Source organism: Vibrio sp. 10N.222.52.B12 (assembly GCF_002875385.1).
GTDB classification, from domain to species: domain Bacteria; phylum Pseudomonadota; class Gammaproteobacteria; order Enterobacterales; family Vibrionaceae; genus Vibrio; species Vibrio jasicida.
This window is the reverse complement of record NZ_MDAW01000095.1, coordinates 226491-244283: the sequence shown is the minus strand read 5'-3', so window position 1 is coordinate 244283 and position 17793 is coordinate 226491. Positions and strand designations below refer to the sequence as shown.

Annotated in this window: 16 protein-coding genes and 1 pseudogene; 6 read left to right on the top strand and 11 right to left on the bottom strand. The window is 42.8% G+C overall.

Annotation, left to right across the window (positions count from 1 at the left end):
- The first annotated feature begins 43 nt into the window (after nt 1-43).
- The gene (locus tag BCT11_RS05270; protein WP_038877886.1) at nt 44-931 is read left to right on the top strand and encodes a LysR substrate-binding domain-containing protein; all 888 of its coding nucleotides are present in this window, start codon (nt 44-46) and stop codon (nt 929-931) included.
- A gap of 156 nt (nt 932-1087) precedes the next feature.
- On the opposite strand, the gene BCT11_RS05265 is transcribed toward BCT11_RS05270, so the two are convergent.
- Nucleotides 1088-3721, bottom strand: coding sequence for a bifunctional acetate--CoA ligase family protein/GNAT family N-acetyltransferase (locus BCT11_RS05265; RefSeq protein ID WP_102387454.1), 2634 nt, complete (start codon nt 3719-3721; stop codon nt 1088-1090).
- A 236-nt stretch (nt 3722-3957) separates the two neighbouring features.
- Here BCT11_RS05265 and BCT11_RS05260 point away from each other — a divergent pair, with 236 nt between their 5' ends.
- The 5 genes and pseudogenes from BCT11_RS05260 to BCT11_RS05240 form a co-directional block, all read left to right on the top strand.
- Nucleotides 3958-4527, top strand: coding sequence for an SPOR domain-containing protein (locus BCT11_RS05260; protein WP_038870728.1), 570 nt, complete (start codon nt 3958-3960; stop codon nt 4525-4527).
- A 151-nt stretch (nt 4528-4678) separates the two neighbouring features.
- Nucleotides 4679-5668 (top strand): D-alanine--D-alanine ligase, encoded by a 990-nt coding sequence (locus BCT11_RS05255; protein WP_042604208.1) that lies wholly within the window; start codon nt 4679-4681, stop codon nt 5666-5668.
- 128 nt (nt 5669-5796) lie between these two features.
- Entirely contained in the window at nt 5797-6180 is a 384-nt protein-coding gene (locus BCT11_RS05250; protein ID WP_038870724.1) for a DUF3319 domain-containing protein, read from the top strand.
- 4 nt (nt 6181-6184) lie between these two features.
- Entirely contained in the window at nt 6185-6496 is a 312-nt protein-coding gene (gene yciH, locus BCT11_RS05245) for a stress response translation initiation inhibitor YciH (RefSeq protein WP_038870723.1), read from the top strand.
- Between the two features lie 451 nt (nt 6497-6947).
- Nucleotides 6948-7290: pseudogene (locus tag BCT11_RS05240) on the top strand (phage protein); the annotation flags it as partial.
- On the opposite strand, the gene BCT11_RS05235 reads toward BCT11_RS05240, so the two are convergent.
- The 10 genes from BCT11_RS05235 to pntB all read right to left on the bottom strand — a co-directional run bounded on the left by BCT11_RS05235 (nt 7287) and on the right by pntB (nt 17792).
- On the bottom strand, nt 7287-7958 hold the full coding sequence (locus BCT11_RS05235) for a hypothetical protein (protein ID WP_042604209.1): 672 nt from the start codon (nt 7956-7958) through the stop codon (nt 7287-7289). The pseudogene BCT11_RS05240 and the gene BCT11_RS05235 sit on opposite strands and share 4 nt — an antisense overlap.
- Entirely contained in the window at nt 7955-8410 is a 456-nt protein-coding gene (locus BCT11_RS05230) for a hypothetical protein (protein WP_052485333.1), read from the bottom strand. Before BCT11_RS05230 ends, BCT11_RS05235 begins: the two co-directional genes overlap by 4 nt.
- A 12-nt stretch (nt 8411-8422) precedes the next feature.
- The gene (locus tag BCT11_RS05225; RefSeq protein WP_042604210.1) at nt 8423-9481 is read right to left on the bottom strand and encodes a hypothetical protein; all 1059 of its coding nucleotides are present in this window, start codon (nt 9479-9481) and stop codon (nt 8423-8425) included.
- A 566-nt stretch (nt 9482-10047) separates the two neighbouring features.
- On the bottom strand, nt 10048-10767 hold the full coding sequence (locus BCT11_RS05215) for a hypothetical protein (protein WP_102387453.1): 720 nt from the start codon (nt 10765-10767) through the stop codon (nt 10048-10050).
- A 1081-nt stretch (nt 10768-11848) separates the two neighbouring features.
- Complete coding sequence (locus BCT11_RS05210; RefSeq protein WP_080774323.1) at nt 11849-12004, bottom strand: YoaH family protein; 156 nt, start codon at nt 12002-12004, stop codon at nt 11849-11851.
- Nucleotides 12005-12046: 42 nt separating this feature from the next.
- A complete protein-coding gene (locus BCT11_RS05205; protein ID WP_102387452.1) occupies nt 12047-13168 on the bottom strand; it encodes a conjugal transfer protein TraF in 1122 nt (373 codons plus the stop codon).
- 59 nt (nt 13169-13227) lie between these two features.
- Nucleotides 13228-14109, bottom strand: coding sequence for a DUF2861 family protein (locus tag BCT11_RS05200; RefSeq protein ID WP_102387451.1), 882 nt, complete (start codon nt 14107-14109; stop codon nt 13228-13230).
- Nucleotides 14110-14118: 9 nt separating this feature from the next.
- Nucleotides 14119-14781: a response regulator transcription factor VxrB gene (gene vxrB / locus BCT11_RS05195; protein WP_042604212.1), complete on the bottom strand. Its 663-nt coding sequence runs from the start codon at nt 14779-14781 to the stop codon at nt 14119-14121.
- Nucleotides 14756-16177, bottom strand: coding sequence for a sensor histidine kinase VxrA (gene vxrA, locus BCT11_RS05190; protein ID WP_304945046.1), 1422 nt, complete (start codon nt 16175-16177; stop codon nt 14756-14758). The genes vxrB and vxrA overlap by 26 nt, the downstream gene beginning before the upstream one ends.
- A gap of 220 nt (nt 16178-16397) precedes the next feature.
- A complete protein-coding gene (pntB, locus tag BCT11_RS05185; RefSeq protein ID WP_042604214.1) occupies nt 16398-17792 on the bottom strand; it encodes a Re/Si-specific NAD(P)(+) transhydrogenase subunit beta in 1395 nt (464 codons plus the stop codon).
- Nucleotide 17793: the final 1 nt, after the last annotated feature.

The following is a 17793-nucleotide window of genomic DNA, read 5'->3' as shown; positions in this document are numbered from 1 at the left end:
AAATGCCACTACTGTGATTAAAATCACATAAAAGGAAGTTCATGTGCAAAGCCCAATCACTTTAGAAGCACTTCATATCCTCGATGCGATTGATAGAAGGGGGAGTTTTGCTGCCGCTGCGAACGAGCTGGAACGTGCTCCTTCTTCTCTCAGTTACCAGATCCAAAAGCTTGAACAAGACCTTGATATCATCATCTTCGATCGTTCAGGGCATAAAGCACATTTCACAGAAGCCGGGAAACTGATCCTTGAAAGTGGTAGAGCAATTCTTCAAGCAAGTGAAAAGTTAGTAAATGATGCGACCTTGCTGGCTAACGGGTGGGAGTTGGACATTACTGTCGCTTTTGATGGCATCATTCCCATTTCCAATTTTTTCCCGATGGTGGATGCTTTGGCCAATGTGAGTAGTACGAGAGTACGCTTGCAAGAAGAGATACTTGCGGGTAGTTGGGAATCATTAAATACAGGCAGAGCTGATCTATTAGTGTGCCCAGCACTTGATACACTTCCTCACGATGTGAAAGCGGAAAAGATCGGCAAAATGAGCATGGTTTGGGTTGCCGCGGCTGATCATTACGTACATAAGCGCAATGGCGATTTCGATGATGCGGCGAGAGAAAAGTACCGAGTGATAGCAATCGCCGATACGGCAAGAGAGCAACCAGCGCTGTCTATCAATGTTATGCAAAAGCAGCCCAGGCTGACAGTGACCAACTTTCCTGCAAAAGTAGAAGCATTGGCTTCTGGACTGGGTATAGGGACGCTTCCCAGTCAAGTCGCACAGAGTATGATTGAGAGTGGGCTACTAAAACGTATCGAAGGTACTGAAGAGCAACCCATCGAGATAATCCTTGCTTGGCGCAGAAACGCCATGGGAGAAGCGAAATCATGGTGCGTTCAGTATTTGAAGAAAAACTGGAAATTAAAGTGACATTGTCACGCTTATGGCTAATAACGCAGACGCTTAGAAATCAATAGGGACGCGCACAACGTCCCTTGTTTTTTCTGTCAGATTCGAGGTTTGCTGTGCACATACTCTATCCGCTGTGACAACTTTGAGCTCTTAAACCATATCGGCATAGCAAGGCTAATTTAATGGCAAAACCATGTCTGCAGTGCCATCAGCAAACTGAACATCAAGTTCGAAGCCTAAACTTTGTGCTAGAGAAAGCATGCCTCGGTTAGTCGGCATTGTCATTCCTGACATCTGTTTGGTCCCTTTGACTTGACAATAACTAATGATTTTCTGCATCAGAACTTTACCGAGCCCTTTACCTTTCAAGTCAGACCGAACCAATATTGCAAACTCAGCATCGCTATTGTCAGGTGTAATCAACGCTCTTGCTACACCGATGATAGAAGGTCCATTCTCATCAAAGGCAACAGCAACAAACGCCATTTCACGGTCGTAATCAATCTGAGTTAGATTCGCAAGCGCTTCATGATTAAACTCGCCAACGTCCGAGAAGAAGCGATTGTACAAGTCTTCCTTTGACACACTATTAATAAACTGTGCATGGATGGGTTCATCTTCTGGCAAGATTGGGCGAAGTAAGATTGGTTGCCCATCTCTTAACGTGACGGTTTCCACAAACTCAGCAGGGAAAGGGCGGATAGCCAAACGTTCTTGAGCATCCCCTTGGTACTTCCTGAGCGTTAAGTCGGCATCAATGATGGTAAAATCACTACCTGACGCAAGTACTGGATGAATATCCAGTCTTTCTATTTCAGGTAGCTCAACCGCCATTTGTGAGATTCGAACTAGGAATTTAGACAACTCGGTAATGTCGATGGCATCTTTGTGTTTTTGTAATCGTATTTTGCCAGATTTGAGTGCTATCACGATTAAGTAGCGTGCCAAATTCATATTTAGAGGAGGCAAAGCGGCAACAGCATCTTGGGTGATGTTCCAATCTGAACCGCCTTGACCAAGCAGAATTACGGGCCCAAATACGCTGTCTACTACAATACTTACCCGCAGTTCTTCCGCACTACCAAGCTTAGCCATGCCTTGTACGAGAAGACCCTGAAGGTTTGCAGATGGATAACTCAGTTTCGCTGTATCAAGGATTGCTTGTGCTGCACTTGATACTTCTTGGCTGTTCCTTAGGTTCAACGCAACGCCATGAACATCAGATTTATGAGGAATGTCGGGAGAACGCAGTTTTACTGCTACTGGATACCCAATATTTTCTGCCATATGAAGCGCTTCTGTTACATCAGAGGCAATCCAAGTCGGTAGCATCTTAAAGCCAAACTGTTCGAATAATGGACTTGTCTGGTGCGTATCGAGAACTACTGATTTTTTATCCAGTAGTTGGTCATTGACCCAATCACGGGCAAGATTGACGCTGCCTGAGTGCAGTGGTTCTGCCGTCGTTGGTGTTTCCATCAGCTGTTTTTGGTTGCGTCTGTACTCGACTAAGTGCATGTATGCGACGACCGCACTCTCAGGTGTACGGTAGGTGGGAATACCGGCCTGAGTAAACGCCAAACGTGCTTCTCTAGAGGTTTGTTCGCCAGACCAATTTGTCAGGATATTGAAATGCTTGTGCCTTGGGTGTGCTTGAATCGCTTCAATAACGGCATTCGCGGTATCCAATGAATCTGATACCGCTGAAGGGCTGTGCATGATCAAGATTGCATCAGTACAATCCTTATTCATGATGGCATTGATCGTATCGACATAACGCTTTTTCGTCGCGTCTCCAGCTAAGTCGATAGGGTTGATTCCTCGCCAATTACTGGGCAAAGCGGCTTGTAATTGGTTGATTGACTCTTCATCAAGAGAGGCGAGTTTTCCCCCAAGTTCTAGTAACGTGTCAACGGCCATCACTGCGGGCCCGCCACCATTCGTCACAATGGCGAGGCGCTCTCCGCGAAGTGGCACCGAATGAGTGAGCGTCTCTACAGCTGCAAACAATTCATGTGTATTGCCAACGCGCAACATACCAGTTCTACGTATCGCAGAATCATAAATGATATCTAACGCATCGATGCTTTCTTCATCTAAAGAGCGAGCTTGTTTAGAGCGGCCAGCTTTTAAGACCAAAATTCTTCGGTTACGTGAGGCAGCTCGAGCAGCGGACATGAAACGTCGAGCATCTTTAATTGAATCAACGTAGAGCAAGATTGCCTCGGTTTTTCCATCCATACTTAAATAGTCGAGAAGTTCCGCAAAATCGATGTCTTGACCTTGTCCAATAGAAATGAAGGAAGAAAAACCGATGTTCTTGTCGTTGGCCCAATCAAGAACGGTCGTACATACTGCTGCCGACTGTGAAATAAAAGCTATCTTTCCTGGTCGTGCAGCAACAGGAGAAAAAGAGCAATTGAAGTTATGCCAAGGCAGAATAATGCCAAGACTATTTGGACCTAAAACACGAATATTCAGCTCTGAAATATCGATGCTTTCAGCGTCGTCAGAAATAACAATAGCGAATGCAGTACCACGAGCATCAAGATCTTTTAAAAGCTGTTTATTACGAGAAACGTTTGTACAGAGGATCGCGATATCAGGTGTATAGGGTAGGGAAGCTACGTTCGGATAAGCAATGACACCAGATACCGACTTGTATTTTGGTGTGACTGGCATTATGGCACCGCCAAAACCACTTTGGAGTAAATTACGCATCACAATTTGCCCAGCTCGCAGCTCTTTTTGTGATGCGCCGACCACTGCAACAGAATTCGGTTTGAAGAGTTTTTGTAGTTTGTTCATTGTTACTCCTTGGCCATAGACGTCGAAAGCGAGTGGTTAGTCCTTATACAATCATAAACGAATAACTTTCTGTTTAAATATGAATAAGCCAGACATTGGTGCAAATCTAAACCATGCTTGTAGAGTTTGTGTCACTCATCACATCAAATTCAAAGATTATTGTGTTTGGTGCTTGATAAAATAGCCTGCTATCGGCATGATTTATCGTAATATTTGTTCAGAGCGTTTGTTACTTCATGAAAAAAATCGCAATCATCGGCTTGTCAGTACTACTTTCTGCTTGTGCCTCGGAAACTTACATCACTGACGTGACATCAGAAAGTTACCAAGAAGACTACCAATCTCAGGCTGTCTCTAAGCCAATTATGTCTTCTGAAAACGCAGTGGTAGAAAAAGACGTAGAGCCTACCGTTGTCAAAATGACTGCGAAGCCAGAAGAGAAGAAGGTGGTTAAATTAACCCCTAAAGATCAAGCGAAGCCAGTTAAGATCATTCCACCAAGTAAAAAGCAAGCGAGCATTCAACGTTTTGGTTACACCATCCAAGTTGTTGCCGTCGGCAGCCAAGCGAAAGTAGACCAATTCGCGAGCAAGCTTCCACAAAACAGCCAACCTATTTGGGAAAACTACAAAGTGGTCAATGGCACTAAGTGGTTCTCAGTGCTTTACGGCGATTACGCAACTAGCGCTGAAGCACAACAAGCAATATCGACGCTTCCTGGGCATTTTCAACAGTTGAAGCCATTTGTTAAGAGTATCGATGCCATTAAAAACTCGGCATACCCAACACTTAATAAACTCAACTAATAACACAAAAAGAAGGGAGCAAATTGCTCCCTTCTTTCTTTGGTTAAATCCTATTCGAACAGCATTCTTCACAGTAAAATTACTGTACGTTGCTAACCAAAAGTTTATCATACTGAATAGTATCTTTTTAAAATCACGGAAAGATTGATTCATGATTAAAAATATTCTTCTTCTATGCGGTGGTTGTTCATCGGAACACGAGATCTCATTATTGTCTGCAAACTTCGTCGAGCAGCAATTAAATTTGATTGAAAACGTTAAAGTAACGCGCGTAGAAATCAAAAATGAAGGTTGGGTAACAAACCAAAATGAGTTGGTTTACCTAGACTTGAACACAAAACAACTTTGTTCAGATACCTCGAGTTTAGCCGTCGATTTTATCGTTCCTTGTATTCATGGTTTCCCTGGTGAAACTGGCGATATTCAGTCCATGTTTGAAATCGCAGGCATTCCATACCTTGGTTGCGGTCCTGAGGCGAGCAGCAACAGCTTCAATAAGATCACATCTAAGCTTTGGTACGATGCAATTGGTATCCCAAACACTCCATACTTATTTCTGACTCGTAATGATGAATACGCCCACGAGCAAGCGCAACAAGCATTTGATAAATGGGGAAAAGTGTTTGTCAAAGCCGCTCGTCAAGGTTCTTCTGTTGGGTGTTACAGCGTCACCGAAAAGTCAGAATTGCGACAAGCAGTCAATGATGCCTTCGGTTTTTCTGAGCAGGTGTTGATTGAAAAGTCAGTGAAACCACGTGAGCTTGAAGTCGCAGCTTATGAGATGGGTGGCCAACTGTACATTACCAAACCCGGTGAGGTAATCGCGCCTGATGGTGCCTTCTATTCTTACGATGAGAAGTACAGCAGTGCGAGTCATTCGCTGACAGAAGTTGAAGCAAAGAACTTAACAGAAGAGCAGGTAGATGCGATTCTTGAAGCTTCACAGACAGTCTTTAAGCAAATGAATCTTCGTCACTTATCGCGTATCGATTTCTTCTTAACAGAAGACAACGAAATCTATTTGAATGAGGTAAATACTTTCCCAGGTATGACGCCGATCTCGATGTTCCCTAAAATGCTGCAAAATAATGGTCATCAGTTCCACGAATTTTTAGCTGATTGTATTAATACTGCAAGCTAACTAACGTTACCATCATGCGTTTTGTGGTAGAAATAAGAATAACCGAACTTTTGTAAGGCATTAGTGTTTGAATATTGTTCGGTTATAATTATGATTGTATCAAAGCATTAGATAGATGGCTCAGTGGTATGGCAATTTCAAATTATAGAGGTTTTAACCTGCAATCAGGCGGATCCGATGGTAGCGTTTGGAAGGTTAAAATCAAAAACCACGTTTTACAAGGCAGTTTAACGGCGGTAAAAAAGAGCATTGATTGGTGGTGTGATACCGCGTCTATTATCGATCCCAAAGAGTTTTCTTCTTTAGGTCAACGAACGCAAAGCACCGGCAACCCTCAATCTGAAGTATTTAATGGCTACACGATAAAGAACGATACAGGAGAGCCAAATGCTTGGTACTGTATGTTCAATGGCAAGTTGATAAAAGGTGCGAAAGCCGCAATTCAACGTCATATCGAAGCGTATTTAGTTGCAAAGCAAAAAGCGATGCAAGCACAACAACAAAAGAAATAAGAGTATGTCTCTCGTATATTCAACAGAAACTGGTCGAATCAAACCTGAAGAAGAAAAAGTCGAACGTCCTAAAGGCGACGGTGTTGTTCGTATTCAACGACAAACTAAAGGTCGCAAAGGAAAAGGCGTTTGTATCGTCACAGGTTTGGATTTAGATGACGCTCCGCTAAAGTTGTTAGCCGCAGAACTGAAAAAAGTGTGTGGCTGCGGTGGTTCAGTAAAAGATGGAACCATTGAAATTCAAGGTGATGCTCGTGATAAAATCAAAGCTCATCTTGAAAAGAAAGGCATGACAGTTAAGTTGGCCGGCGGTTAATTTAAACTAAACAAAAGATTTTAAAGAGCGTCTCAAACAGACGCTCTTTTTGTATCTGTGGTTTGTGTCCGCAAAAGTTGTAATGCGTATGAAACATACCAAAGAACAAGCAACGATTAGTAAGCTAAAAGACAAACGAGCTAATAGCAGAGCGAGCAATCGTAGATTGATAGATCCATATTAGCTATTTTATGGTAAATCACCATTATGTTTAATGAACCTAACAAACGATGTCTGAATTTGAAATCTGAGAGGGATAGGAGACCAATGTAGAGAAGATTTGGCGTACGTCTATACCGCATTTAACATAACACATATAATACGCACTAAGGTTGTTAGAGCAATTTAGTAATGTCCGGTTTTAGCCACTTAAAAATGTCCTCCTAAGATTAACAACATTGTTTGCTTTTGAGGCTTTAACCGATGTTGATTAACAACAAGCTGTCGCGAAACTAAGTCAACTGTTGTCCGTTGGCTTGAACGCACCATAACTGTTAATCCAATGGCAGAAAAACGTCTACTCATCAAATCACTTGGATACTTTCCTAATGATATTCGTTGGTCTGGTTTTCGTGTTTGTGAGAAACGCGCCATCATCACGCCGTCTGTTCGTGCGTTCAGCCCTAAAGAATTGGAAAGTTTCGTGTTCTGGCGTCGAGCATCGTCAGCTAGTCGAAAAATTTGGACATATAGACCAACCCAAGGTCTATCCTGCTAAAGAAAACGTTTTACCGTTTAAAGGCGGCCGTCGAATGAAAGCCGCCGAATGGTTACCTACGAAAAAGAAGCTTTAGGCTGCAATCTGTTGACCGTCAGCATCATACTCCGGTTCCGTGGACGTTGCATGATTCAGTACGACAAAAAATGATGTCAAATCATAATCCAACCCGCTAGCTGTGGCTGTTTGTACTGAGTCAAAATGCATTTCCCTAACTCTTTCAGGTAGTGCGTCGATTGACACAGTACTAGCATGGCTTGATAACTCTTGATGCCATTTTTTTAGCTTGTCCAGAGCGTTTGGTTGTTTGACATATACAATTAAGCCTCCCGAACTTTCGCCGGATGTGCCTGTCGCATACCTATCTAACAACTGCTCTAACCCGCTAGTTACATAAGATTGCCCCTTCCAGAGCTTTGCTTCTCCAATCCATTCAAAACCATGTTGAGGGTGTTTTACTAATATATCGCAATGACCGCCATGCTGAGTATCATGCTCGGCATCATAATTAAGGCATCGTAAACACTTAATGATAACTGAACTTAGCGCATCTTCTCCGAAAGTATTGTCTTGATAGAGGTGCCTATCATGCTGCATGTCTTTGATTATGCGTAGTAAATCCAACTTCAAAACACGAACAAAACTATCGTAGTCGGATGCTGTTTTGCGTAAGAAAAAGTCTTTTGTTTCTTGGTCATTCTCTAGAAAATGCTGAATGTCTGCTAGGTTGAATTGCGTACTCATTCAACCCCCTGTCTTACAGCTTGTCTATACAATTTTAATTCTGCTGATGGACGGAATACTGGATATATGTAATTGCTAAAGTTAGCAATAGTCTCCCCACTCAGTGGGTGGTAGAAATAGCCTTGAGTTAACGCTACGTGAACATCGCTTGCATCAATCTCTTCTGGATCTTCCATATATTCGTCGTAAAACTCAAAGTACATATCCAGAAGGTGAGCTTTTTTTGTAGTTAAGAAATCTGTCGCCTTGACCAGCACAGGGAAACGTTCGGTGCCGCAATCGGTTGCCTGCATCAAAGTGCCATAAGTGGCATAATTCAAAGTGATAGTTTCAGGGTCAGTCAAAAAGCCAAACAGTTTCTTGCAAATTTCAAGCTCAGTTCGGCCTTCTAGACAGATATTGATGTTGCTTTCGTACTCGTTAAACTTCGCTTTAACGCTGTATATGTTCATTTTTAAACCTAACTAGATATGTGCCAGCACTTTATCTAATACGAGGATGTTTTCTGTAAGCTTAGTACAATTGTGAATCAACAGCTTATCCAATGGGCCATTCGAGCTTAGCATTGCTCGACGACCGTTTAACTCAACGCCAACAGCCAAATCTTGAAGATCCCACAACTTAGTAACTTTGAACTTTGATAAGACTGAAGTTGCGTACTCTCCAGCTACGTGATATTGGTCGTGTTTAATACAACCATTAGAGGATAAGCTTGGTAGCTTGATTGTATCAGTATTCCCATCGTCAGTAACGAACGAAACTGAATGAATACGCCCTCGGTCAACTTCTTCATACAGTTTATCAATTGCTAAGAATAAGTTTTCGCCTTGAGTGAGCTGTTGGCGCACGGTATCGCGCAGATACGAGTGTAGCTTATTAAACTCTATACCGGCTTCAATGTTAGGTAGAGCACTTACGTCAACAGCGACAAAAATGTTTCGTGTAGATTCATCTAAAATCACAGCATGAAAACATTGGGTAGAAACGCGTCTACGGCAGAATACCTCGACACCCTGAGGAATTTGAGCTTGTCCAGATGGACTCAATTGTGAGCGTGGCACAGGCTCCGTTTTCGTGAAATAAGCTTTGTTAGAGAGAATCGCACACTTAACATTACGAGTAGCTGAAATTGCTTGAGTGCTGTAATCACAGAAAACAAGGTCTGTATTACAAGTATCTAAGGTTGCCTGATCAACTGGGAACGGGAAACTAGATGTAAATGCATGAGGTGCTAATGTTGAAGATGCCGTAGTAAAGAAGTTATCGATAGCATCAAACTTTGTTTGGGATACTGCTTTGAATATTTTAACTAATCGATTTCCACCAAACACAACATCTCGCCAAATCGCATCAATCTTTTGTTCGATTGTCGGGTCAACTACCAAGTTTTCAGTAATTTTTACTTTAAATGGTTCAATGCCTTGAGCACTGAAGCCTAATGAAGCAGACAGTAGCTTTCTAGCAACAGAAAACCCCATTCGTTCTACTAGCATCTCAAACTTTTCAATCGCGGTGTAACTCATACTTACTTCCAAATACGCTCGCAAAAAACAATATGTTTTGTGAGGATACTATGAACTTGTGGTTTTTGATTAGTTTTTTTTGCGTAGTTTCATATAAAGATGAAGCATATGCTCACAAAAAAGCCGAACCCCATCGCTAAGGTTCGGCTTCTCTGTAGGCTTCTTGATTTTGGTAGACGTCGATGAAAACGAATTGGAAGCCTGTCGAGGTCAATCGACAGGCCAAATGTATTGGTTCCCTGCCCGCTGTGTAAATAGTCATTAGTGTGGGGTCGAGTTTAATCCTTTATGCGCCAACATTACGCGAAGCTTTTAGAACCAACACGCTTTCTCGAACGTTTTGCAGTCCTTTGATGAGTAACAATCTGGTATTTCAGATTCATCCCCATAAGCGCAAACATCACAAGCGACTCAGACGAAAAGCCCATACTGGATAAGACTTTAACTTGGGTTAGTTGTACCCAAGCACCCTATACTTCTATATGGTTTTGGCGATTTACTACGGATAGTGAATTACCAATATAAGCTATTTATCACAGAGTGACTTGCCTTAAAAACAAAAAGGTTTAGCTGTTTTCAGTTTCAAACAATGTTTTTGCCAATCCTGTGGCGACATGACTATCACGATGCGAAGTTTTGTTTTTCCAGTTCGAATTGTCATTCAAGAAATAGTTGTTATGGAACGCGAATAGCGCCCTTTCTACCATTGAAGGAGTATTCTCTCCGAACTCTTCCATTGCCTTCTTTCTAAATGCGGTCACTAACTGCTCATTGGAGTATGCTTTTTCGAGTTGCTGCGTTGTTGTAAATCCAAGGGCACCGGAAATCTTGGAATCTACGATCATTAAAGGGAACGCACTGTCGTGGCTCCAAAAATAAGCATGCTTAGTTGCGAACGATTTGCCAATTCCGTCGAGCTTACAGAACTCACCTATGCACTTGATATTGCCATCGACTGCGAGTTGGACCCCAAGCATGTACTGTTCAAATGCTCTTACATCATCTTCTAGCACTTGTCGCGGGGCATCTTTCCCTTTCATTGGTACATAAAACAACCTTCCAGATGGACCACCCCAGCAATAAATGAGATCAACGATTCTAAGTATCGTTGATTTGTCGAATTGCTTTTTACTGATCATGGAAAAAATTTCGTCCATACAGGCATTTAAGTCACCATTGAAATGCATGTATTTTCTAGAGTTAACGTTGGAATAAGTTGTCTTTTTTCCTACGGTCTCATACCAGGTCGTGTACCAGAATTGATAATCGATTTCGGGAAACTTCACTGTCACTTTCCTTTTTTGGGTTACTGGTTGTGTCTGCGCCCGTAGTAACTAGTTTTACTCGGTTCTCGATACCATAGAGTTAAAAAAGCCGAACCCCATCGCCAAGGGTTCGGCTTTTTAGTTGGCTTCTCACTGATCATGGAAACGTATATAGTAACATTTTCGAAGCCGTCTAGGTCAATAGACGTGCCTAAGGTATCGGTTCAGCGCACGTTGTGTAAATCATCATTAGTGCAGGTCTGAACTAGATCGAAAGGTTTAAGCGCTTATTAGATTCTACTTACATATTGTTTAGACACACTATACATAACTCGTCTCTCCTGCCGCTTTTATCTGGCCCTCAACACTAACGAACGAAGTATCTACCATGCAGCAAAAGGCTTAAGAATTAACTGCAAACTTTACTCATCAATAGTTCACCCCATTTAGCATCTCACTTTCAATCCTATAACGTTACAGTGTAATACGTAAGTAAAATTGCGTTTATATCTCCAATGTAGGCCAGTGATCATTTTTTGAAAAAAGTTGCGCTCATTCCATCTAAATCTCACGTTGAAAAACACCGTTTACTCATTCTCTTTTTCTGTTTTAAGTACGGTTTCAGATTTGGTTCGGTTTTAGTCCGCAAGTACTCACTGTTTCCATAAGTACCACTTTATATGTCTAAATTTTCTGCCAATCAAAGTGACGGCGTCTCTTTTATGTTTTTTCAGAATATTTCACTATTGGATATGGCCATTGAATTCGTCGCTGTAATTAAATTACAGGTCGAGATAGGAGTGCTTTATTGCTTGAATGATTATTCTGAGTTAAGTGGTTGTATTTAAAGAGTTATGTTTAGTTTACTGTGCTTGTGCAGTGTTTTTGCCTGCATTTCAAAAGCGACAGTTAATGGTGGTTGGTAAAATTTTACTAACTTATTATGGCAGGTATTTCTACTCCACTTTTGAGCTACTTAGTTACGTGGTAACGTTGAATTTGTTTAAGGTCGTGTGGTGAAAAGACGTGGAGCTGTTTGATTTAGCGATATATGTGAGGGGCGTAAAAAAAGCAGGGTCTGTGCCCTGCTCTTTGTAATTTCTTAGTCTTGTTTCTTCGCGGCGTATTCTGCTCGAATTTGCTGGGCTACGATCTTAATCGCTTCTGCGGTACTGGTACCCTTCTGCATTAATTCTTGAATACGTTCTACAGCTTGTTGCTGTTCTTGATGAGACAGAGGTGGTAAATCGTCAAACATAAAAAAGCTCCTCAATATGAGGAGCTGACTATAACGGCTCGCTTAGTAGGTCGCAAGGAAATTAATCGAAGCACCCATTGCGTTTTCATTGGTATATTGCGCTGCAATATCAAGTTCGATTAAGTTCAAAGGTGACAAACCAATACCCGCCGTGATCGTTCCCTCGTCGTCTGAACGTGCAAGGTTTTTCATGTATCCCCCACGCAGTGCTAGCTGACGAAGTACGTCAATTTCAAAACCAGCTCGAACCATTTGCGTGTTGTCATCAAAGGTAGAGAACTTCTTTTCTTCATTCAAATCGTAGTCAACGCTGAAGCTGAAGTAATCTGCGACATATCCGGCACCTACGGTGTAGACTGGTCGCATGCTGTATTCGTAGGATTGAATGGTATCGCCGTTGTAGGTGAAAGATTTTGTTTTCACGTCGCGACCGATTAAGTTTTTCGCTGAAATACCTAAACGGTAAGGACCAAAGAACCACAATGCACCCGCATCAAGGTTAAACATGGTTTCTGCAGTTTCATTTTCACGCAAATCTTTGGTATCGAACGCAGCAAAGCTTGTTGCGTAAGAGTAAGTGTAGATGCGCTGTAGTTTTGGTGTAATACCAAACGACAAATGCTGATTCATGAAGTTGGTGTATTTAGCGAGGGAGATCCCTGCTTCTGCCACACCAATAGAGACGCCGCTCACGTAGCTATCATTTAACGGGTCACCACTTGCCGTGTCGATAGTCGGTTCAACGAAAGACTCGGTATATAGTTTTCCGTAAGCTGTTGCAGATAAGAATTTATTCGGAATACCAACGGCGACGACACCACCAAGGTCAAAATCCATCTTTTGTCCGTTAATCGCGTCTAAGGAGTTTACGATTTCTGTTGGATCGGTCAGCTTACCTATGCGTTCGATTTCGTCGATTAAACCGTCTTGATCGTTATAGTTAACGCCAAAACTTGGCACGATCATACCTGCATCATCATTACGACGGTAGATTGCCGTTAATGCCGGGTTAAAGAATGGTGCAGTTAGGTAAGAAGCTGATACGGTTCCTACTCCACCCATTGCGTCACTACGAGCTTCGATTGCGTAAGTGCCAGCAAAAGCAGCGCTAGAGCATAACGCTGCTGTGATGGTCGTGGTTAAAATTTTGAATTGTGTCTTCATACTACACTTGTTATTTCGTTCGTCCTGAACTTATATCGGCACAAGTGTAATTTCTTTAGCTATTCTTCGAGAGAAACATCATAAGTTCGGCTAATAGTTTGAGCCTGCTCAACAATAATGTCACCTTGCCAACGTCGACTGTTAATGCTCACAGCTAACACATATCGGTCATTAGGGATTCCATCTAATTCAAGAGAATTTGGGTAATTAGATTCATATGTCTTTTTCCATACTTGGTCATATTGACCTTCGACATAATCATAAAGGCCGACTTCTAGCTGTGGTAGCGGACAATGTGGGTTCCGTAGCGCGCTCTTCTCTACCTTCCAGTTCTCTTTTGACGTCCAACGAACATATTGAGACGAGTTTGAATCACCTAAAATCACCCATGTACGGTAAGTACGTTTGTCTTTTGTCGTAACAGATAAGTGATATAAGCCAGCATCCAACTTGCCCGTCAGGTTGTAGCGTTTTAAAAAGCTGCGTTCGTTTGCCAGTTCTACGCCTTCTGGTTGCTCTTCAAAATTGAAGGAGCTGTCTGCAGAGATCGTACTGTCGACCCAACGACGGAAGGAAATGTCTTCAATATCCGTTGTTGCACGCAGTTTAACGACGAGTCGATAAGTATCTCTGCCTGGGCTTTGGATGGTTTGTCGAATAACGTTAATGCCGCTTATCCAATCAGGAAGCGTGACACCTGTTAATGATTTGCCGCAGTCTCTAGAAAGTGATTGTGCTAATAAATCATTGAGGTGCGGTGTGAGTTCTTTGTTTGGTTCGCTTTGCCATAGTTCGACAAGGGAATTGAACATGCCACCAAGGTCATCTTCGAGCAGATGCTGGTGAGCTTGTGTCAGTGGTGTATTAGTTTGAAACCAGTCCGTAGCTTGGACTGGTTTCACTAATAATAATGAGAGAACTACAGGAAGTAGTGTTTTCATTCTTTGCCGTTACGCTTTCATCTTATAACCAACGCCACGTAGCGTTTCGATCTCTAGGCCTGGTAGTTTTTGACGCAACTGAAGTACGTGAGTATCTACAGTACGCGTTGTTGGGAAATGGTTGTAACCCCATACGTGATCTAACAATTCATCACGTGTAAATACGCGACCTAAGTTAGATGCCAAGAACAGCAATAGATCGAACTCGGTACGAGTCAGTGTGATCATTTCGCCTTGGAATACGACTTCGCGAGTTGCGCGGTCGATCTCAAGATCTTTGGTCATCACTTTGTCTGCATTACCCTGTTCCGTAGAATCTGGTGCGCGAAGTTGTGCACGAATACGCGCAAACAGTTCCGCTTCTGCAAATGGTTTTGTTAAGTAATCGTTCGCACCAGAATCTAGACCCGCAACTTTATCTTTTACAGTAACCAGTGCAGTAAGAAGGATTACAGGGATATCTTTAATTTTTTTCCATTCAGGAAGAGATTGTACTGAGTCGCCGTCTGGTAGTTGGCGGTCCAGAATGACTAAGTCAGCCTTTTTCCATTGTGGCTCAACGTCTGAAATACGCTCCACATGTAAACACTCATATCCTGCTTGTTCCAGGCTTACTAACAGGCCGTCAGCCAAGTTTTTATCGTCCTCAACGAGAAGCAGTGTCTGTTTCACAAGGTATCTCCAATATAAAGGTTGTAGGTGGCCCCATTAGGGACATTTTTCCGCCCATGCGGCCTACCATTGATTCAACTATTGTTAATCCAAGTCCTAGTCCGCTCTTACTTACGAACGGCTTTCTTAAGTTTGCCCAATCTTTTGCAGTTAAACTGCCGGCATCTATGACTTGGATAATGATTTTATCCGCACTGGTTTCTACACATAGTTCGACCGGTGCTTCACCGTACTTCAATGCGTTTCGTAGCAAGTTATCGATACAGGTTCCGAGCCAATACACGTTAACTTTAGCAGCTACATCTTCGTTTATTTTGAAAAGTACAGCGTTATCAAATTCTTCTTCAATCTTATATTCTAGCCATTCTGCAACAGAAGGAACCCAGTCTGTTGCAAGCATTTGGTTATCAGATTGCAAATAATCTTTACTTGCCTCTGCTAACTGGCGTAATCGGCGCGTATCTTCGCATAATCGACGAAATTCGTCGTAAACAGTTTCTGGAAGATGTTCGAACTCACGACGGAAACCTTCAACAGTTAAAGACAAAGACGCAATCGGCGTTCTTAGTTCGTGAGTAAGAATTTGCAGTACCAACATGCGGCTGCGCATTTCTTCTCGTTTGCTGTTCCAGCGGTACACTGCCCAGCCGATCACCAATAAGATGTTGGCAATCACGAGAATGATCATACTGATCCGCAACACTTGCGAGTGATCTTCTACATCCCAACAAATGTTACCGCGTTTCACAAAGCAACTTCGGCTTTCTGATGCGAGTCCGTAAGACAGACCAGCATTTGCAACGTTTTCTTGCCAAACATTTTTAGAGAAAACGAAGTAGTGATCACCGCGGCGTAGCCAAAGCTCCTTCCCTTCAATGAACATGCTTGCACCAGCGATGAGTGCGTTTATTGCATCATCATCCATGCTTTGTAAGCTTTCTAGCAGTTCGTCGCCATCGTCGTTAGTGCGCTCTTTAATGTGCATGTACTGTGCAAGCTTAGGGCGCAGTTCTGGATATTTCTCAGCGTAACGAGCTGCGTAAGTGCCGCCTCCTGGGTGAATCAACCCACTACGAGAAAACCAACGTGGTGTGAGTTGCGTTCCTTTACATAAGGCACGAGTAAACACCAAAGGTTCCGTAATTAAAGGACTTAACGGCAGTTTTCCGCGACATGTGTTCGCCAGGCGATACAGCTGTTGAATGTCTTTTAGCGGATAATCGGCAGTTTGTGGCAACATTGAGTCCGGTGAAAGCAATTTGGTTGGGTAGTTCGATTGCAGTATGCGTATATCATACGATTTAAGAGCCACTTCATAATTAAATAGCTCTGTAAACGTATCTATTCGTTCTGGTAATGAATCTGCAAATGCGCTTGCCGAGAAAAGTGGCAGCATTAAGGCAGAACGGAGCAAAAACTGTTTAATCAAACTGTTACCGGTACTTGTTACATTAGCCAGAACTATACATCAATCTAAAAACAAATGACATTAGGCAGCTTAAGGATTTGCAGTACTATAACATTGAAAGCCCACAAAAAAAGGCCAGCGAATGCTGGCCTTGATGAGTTTTAAAGCAAATACTTCCATTCGAAGCAGATGCTGATGTCCCCTACGCTTACAGTGCTTTGGAGATTGCTTCTACGCTCTCTTTCGCATCACCGAACAACATCGATGTATTTTCTTTAAAGAACAGTGGGTTTTGAACGCCTGCGTAACCTGTATTCATTGAACGCTTGAATACGATGACATTTTGCGCATTCCAAACTTCTAATACTGGCATACCAGCAATCGGGCTGTTTGGATCTTCCAGTGCAGCTGGGTTTACTGTGTCGTTTGCGCCGATGACCAGAACCGTATCTGTTGCCGGGAAGTCGTCGTTGATTTCGTCCATTTCTAGTACGATGTCATACGGTACTTTCGCTTCAGCCAATAGAACGTTCATGTGACCAGGTAGACGGCCAGCTACTGGGTGAATACCAAAGCGAACTTCAATGCCTTGAGCTCGTAGCTTGTCTGTGATCTCATGTACTGGGTATTGAGCTTGTGCCACTGCCATCCCGTATCCTGGGGTAATGATTACGGACTTCGAGTTTTTCAGCATTTCAGCAACTTCTTCAGCTGATGTTTCGCGATGTTCCCCTTGTTCTTCATCACTTGAAATCACTACTTCTTGACCGAAGCCGCCTGCAATTACGCTTACAAACGAGCGGTTCATTGCTTTACACATGATGTAAGAAAGGATGGCACCTGAAGAACCAACCAGCGCACCAGTCACGATCAATAGATCGTTTGCTAGCATGAAGCCTGCTGCCGCAGCCGCCCAACCGGAGTATGAGTTCAGCATTGAAACAACAACCGGCATATCTGCACCACCGATTGATGCCACTAAGTGGTAACCGAATGCAAAAGCAATCAGTGTCATCAAGATCAGTGCGAACATGCTGCCGTCTGCTTTTACGAAGTAAATCATAAGCAGTGTTGAAACAACGATCGCAGCGAGGTTCATCTTGTGTTTGTGAGGTAGGTTAAGTGGTGAAGAAGAAATGATCCCACGAAGCTTACCAAACGCTACGATAGAACCAGTAAAGGTTACCGCACCGATGAACACACCAAGGAATACTTCTACAAGGTGGATAACGTGCTCTGCGTGAATACCAGCAAGATCTGTTGATACTGGTGCTGGTGGCTCTAGGTAGCTGTTGTAACCAACAAGTACCGCGGCCATACCCACGAAGCTATGTAGAATCGCAACCAATTCTGGCATTTCTGTCATTTCTACTTTCTTCGCGTAGTGGATACCAATACCACCACCGATCACCATCGCGATGATGACCCATGCAAAGCCTTCGGCATTTGGGCTGAAAATTGTCGCAATAAGCGCAATTGCCATACCAGCAATACCGTAGTAGTTACCATTTCGTGCTGATTCTTGTTTAGAAAGTCCCGCGAGACTTAAGATGAAAAATAGCGCAGCAATAATGTATGCCGCTTGTACTAATCCTGCAGACATT

Bases quoted from the DNA above. Each gene is read 5' to 3' on its own strand.
- BCT11_RS05200 (WP_102387451.1), bottom strand. From the start codon at position 14,109: ATGAAAACACTACTTCCTGTAGTTCTCTCATTATTATTAGTGAAACCA.
- BCT11_RS05210 (WP_080774323.1), bottom strand. From the start codon at position 12,004: ATGTTTGACGATTTACCACCTCTGTCTCATCAAGAACAGCAACAAGCT.
- BCT11_RS05205 (WP_102387452.1), bottom strand. From the start codon at position 13,168: ATGAAGACACAATTCAAAATTTTAACCACGACCATCACAGCAGCGTTA.
- BCT11_RS05255 (WP_042604208.1), top strand. From the start codon at position 4,679: ATGATTAAAAATATTCTTCTTCTATGCGGTGGTTGTTCATCGGAACAC.
- BCT11_RS05225 (WP_042604210.1), bottom strand. From the start codon at position 9,481: ATGAGTTACACCGCGATTGAAAAGTTTGAGATGCTAGTAGAACGAATG.
- vxrA (WP_304945046.1), bottom strand. From the start codon at position 16,177: ATGCTGCCACTTTTCTCGGCAAGCGCATTTGCAGATTCATTACCAGAA.
- BCT11_RS05230 (WP_052485333.1), bottom strand. From the start codon at position 8,410: ATGAACATATACAGCGTTAAAGCGAAGTTTAACGAGTACGAAAGCAAC.
- BCT11_RS05260 (WP_038870728.1), top strand. From the start codon at position 3,958: ATGAAAAAAATCGCAATCATCGGCTTGTCAGTACTACTTTCTGCTTGT.
- yciH (WP_038870723.1), top strand. From the start codon at position 6,185: ATGTCTCTCGTATATTCAACAGAAACTGGTCGAATCAAACCTGAAGAA.
- BCT11_RS05250 (WP_038870724.1), top strand. From the start codon at position 5,797: ATGGCAATTTCAAATTATAGAGGTTTTAACCTGCAATCAGGCGGATCC.
- BCT11_RS05235 (WP_042604209.1), bottom strand. From the start codon at position 7,958: ATGAGTACGCAATTCAACCTAGCAGACATTCAGCATTTTCTAGAGAAT.
- BCT11_RS05265 (WP_102387454.1), bottom strand. From the start codon at position 3,721: ATGAACAAACTACAAAAACTCTTCAAACCGAATTCTGTTGCAGTGGTC.
- pntB (WP_042604214.1), bottom strand. From the start codon at position 17,792: ATGTCTGCAGGATTAGTACAAGCGGCATACATTATTGCTGCGCTATTT.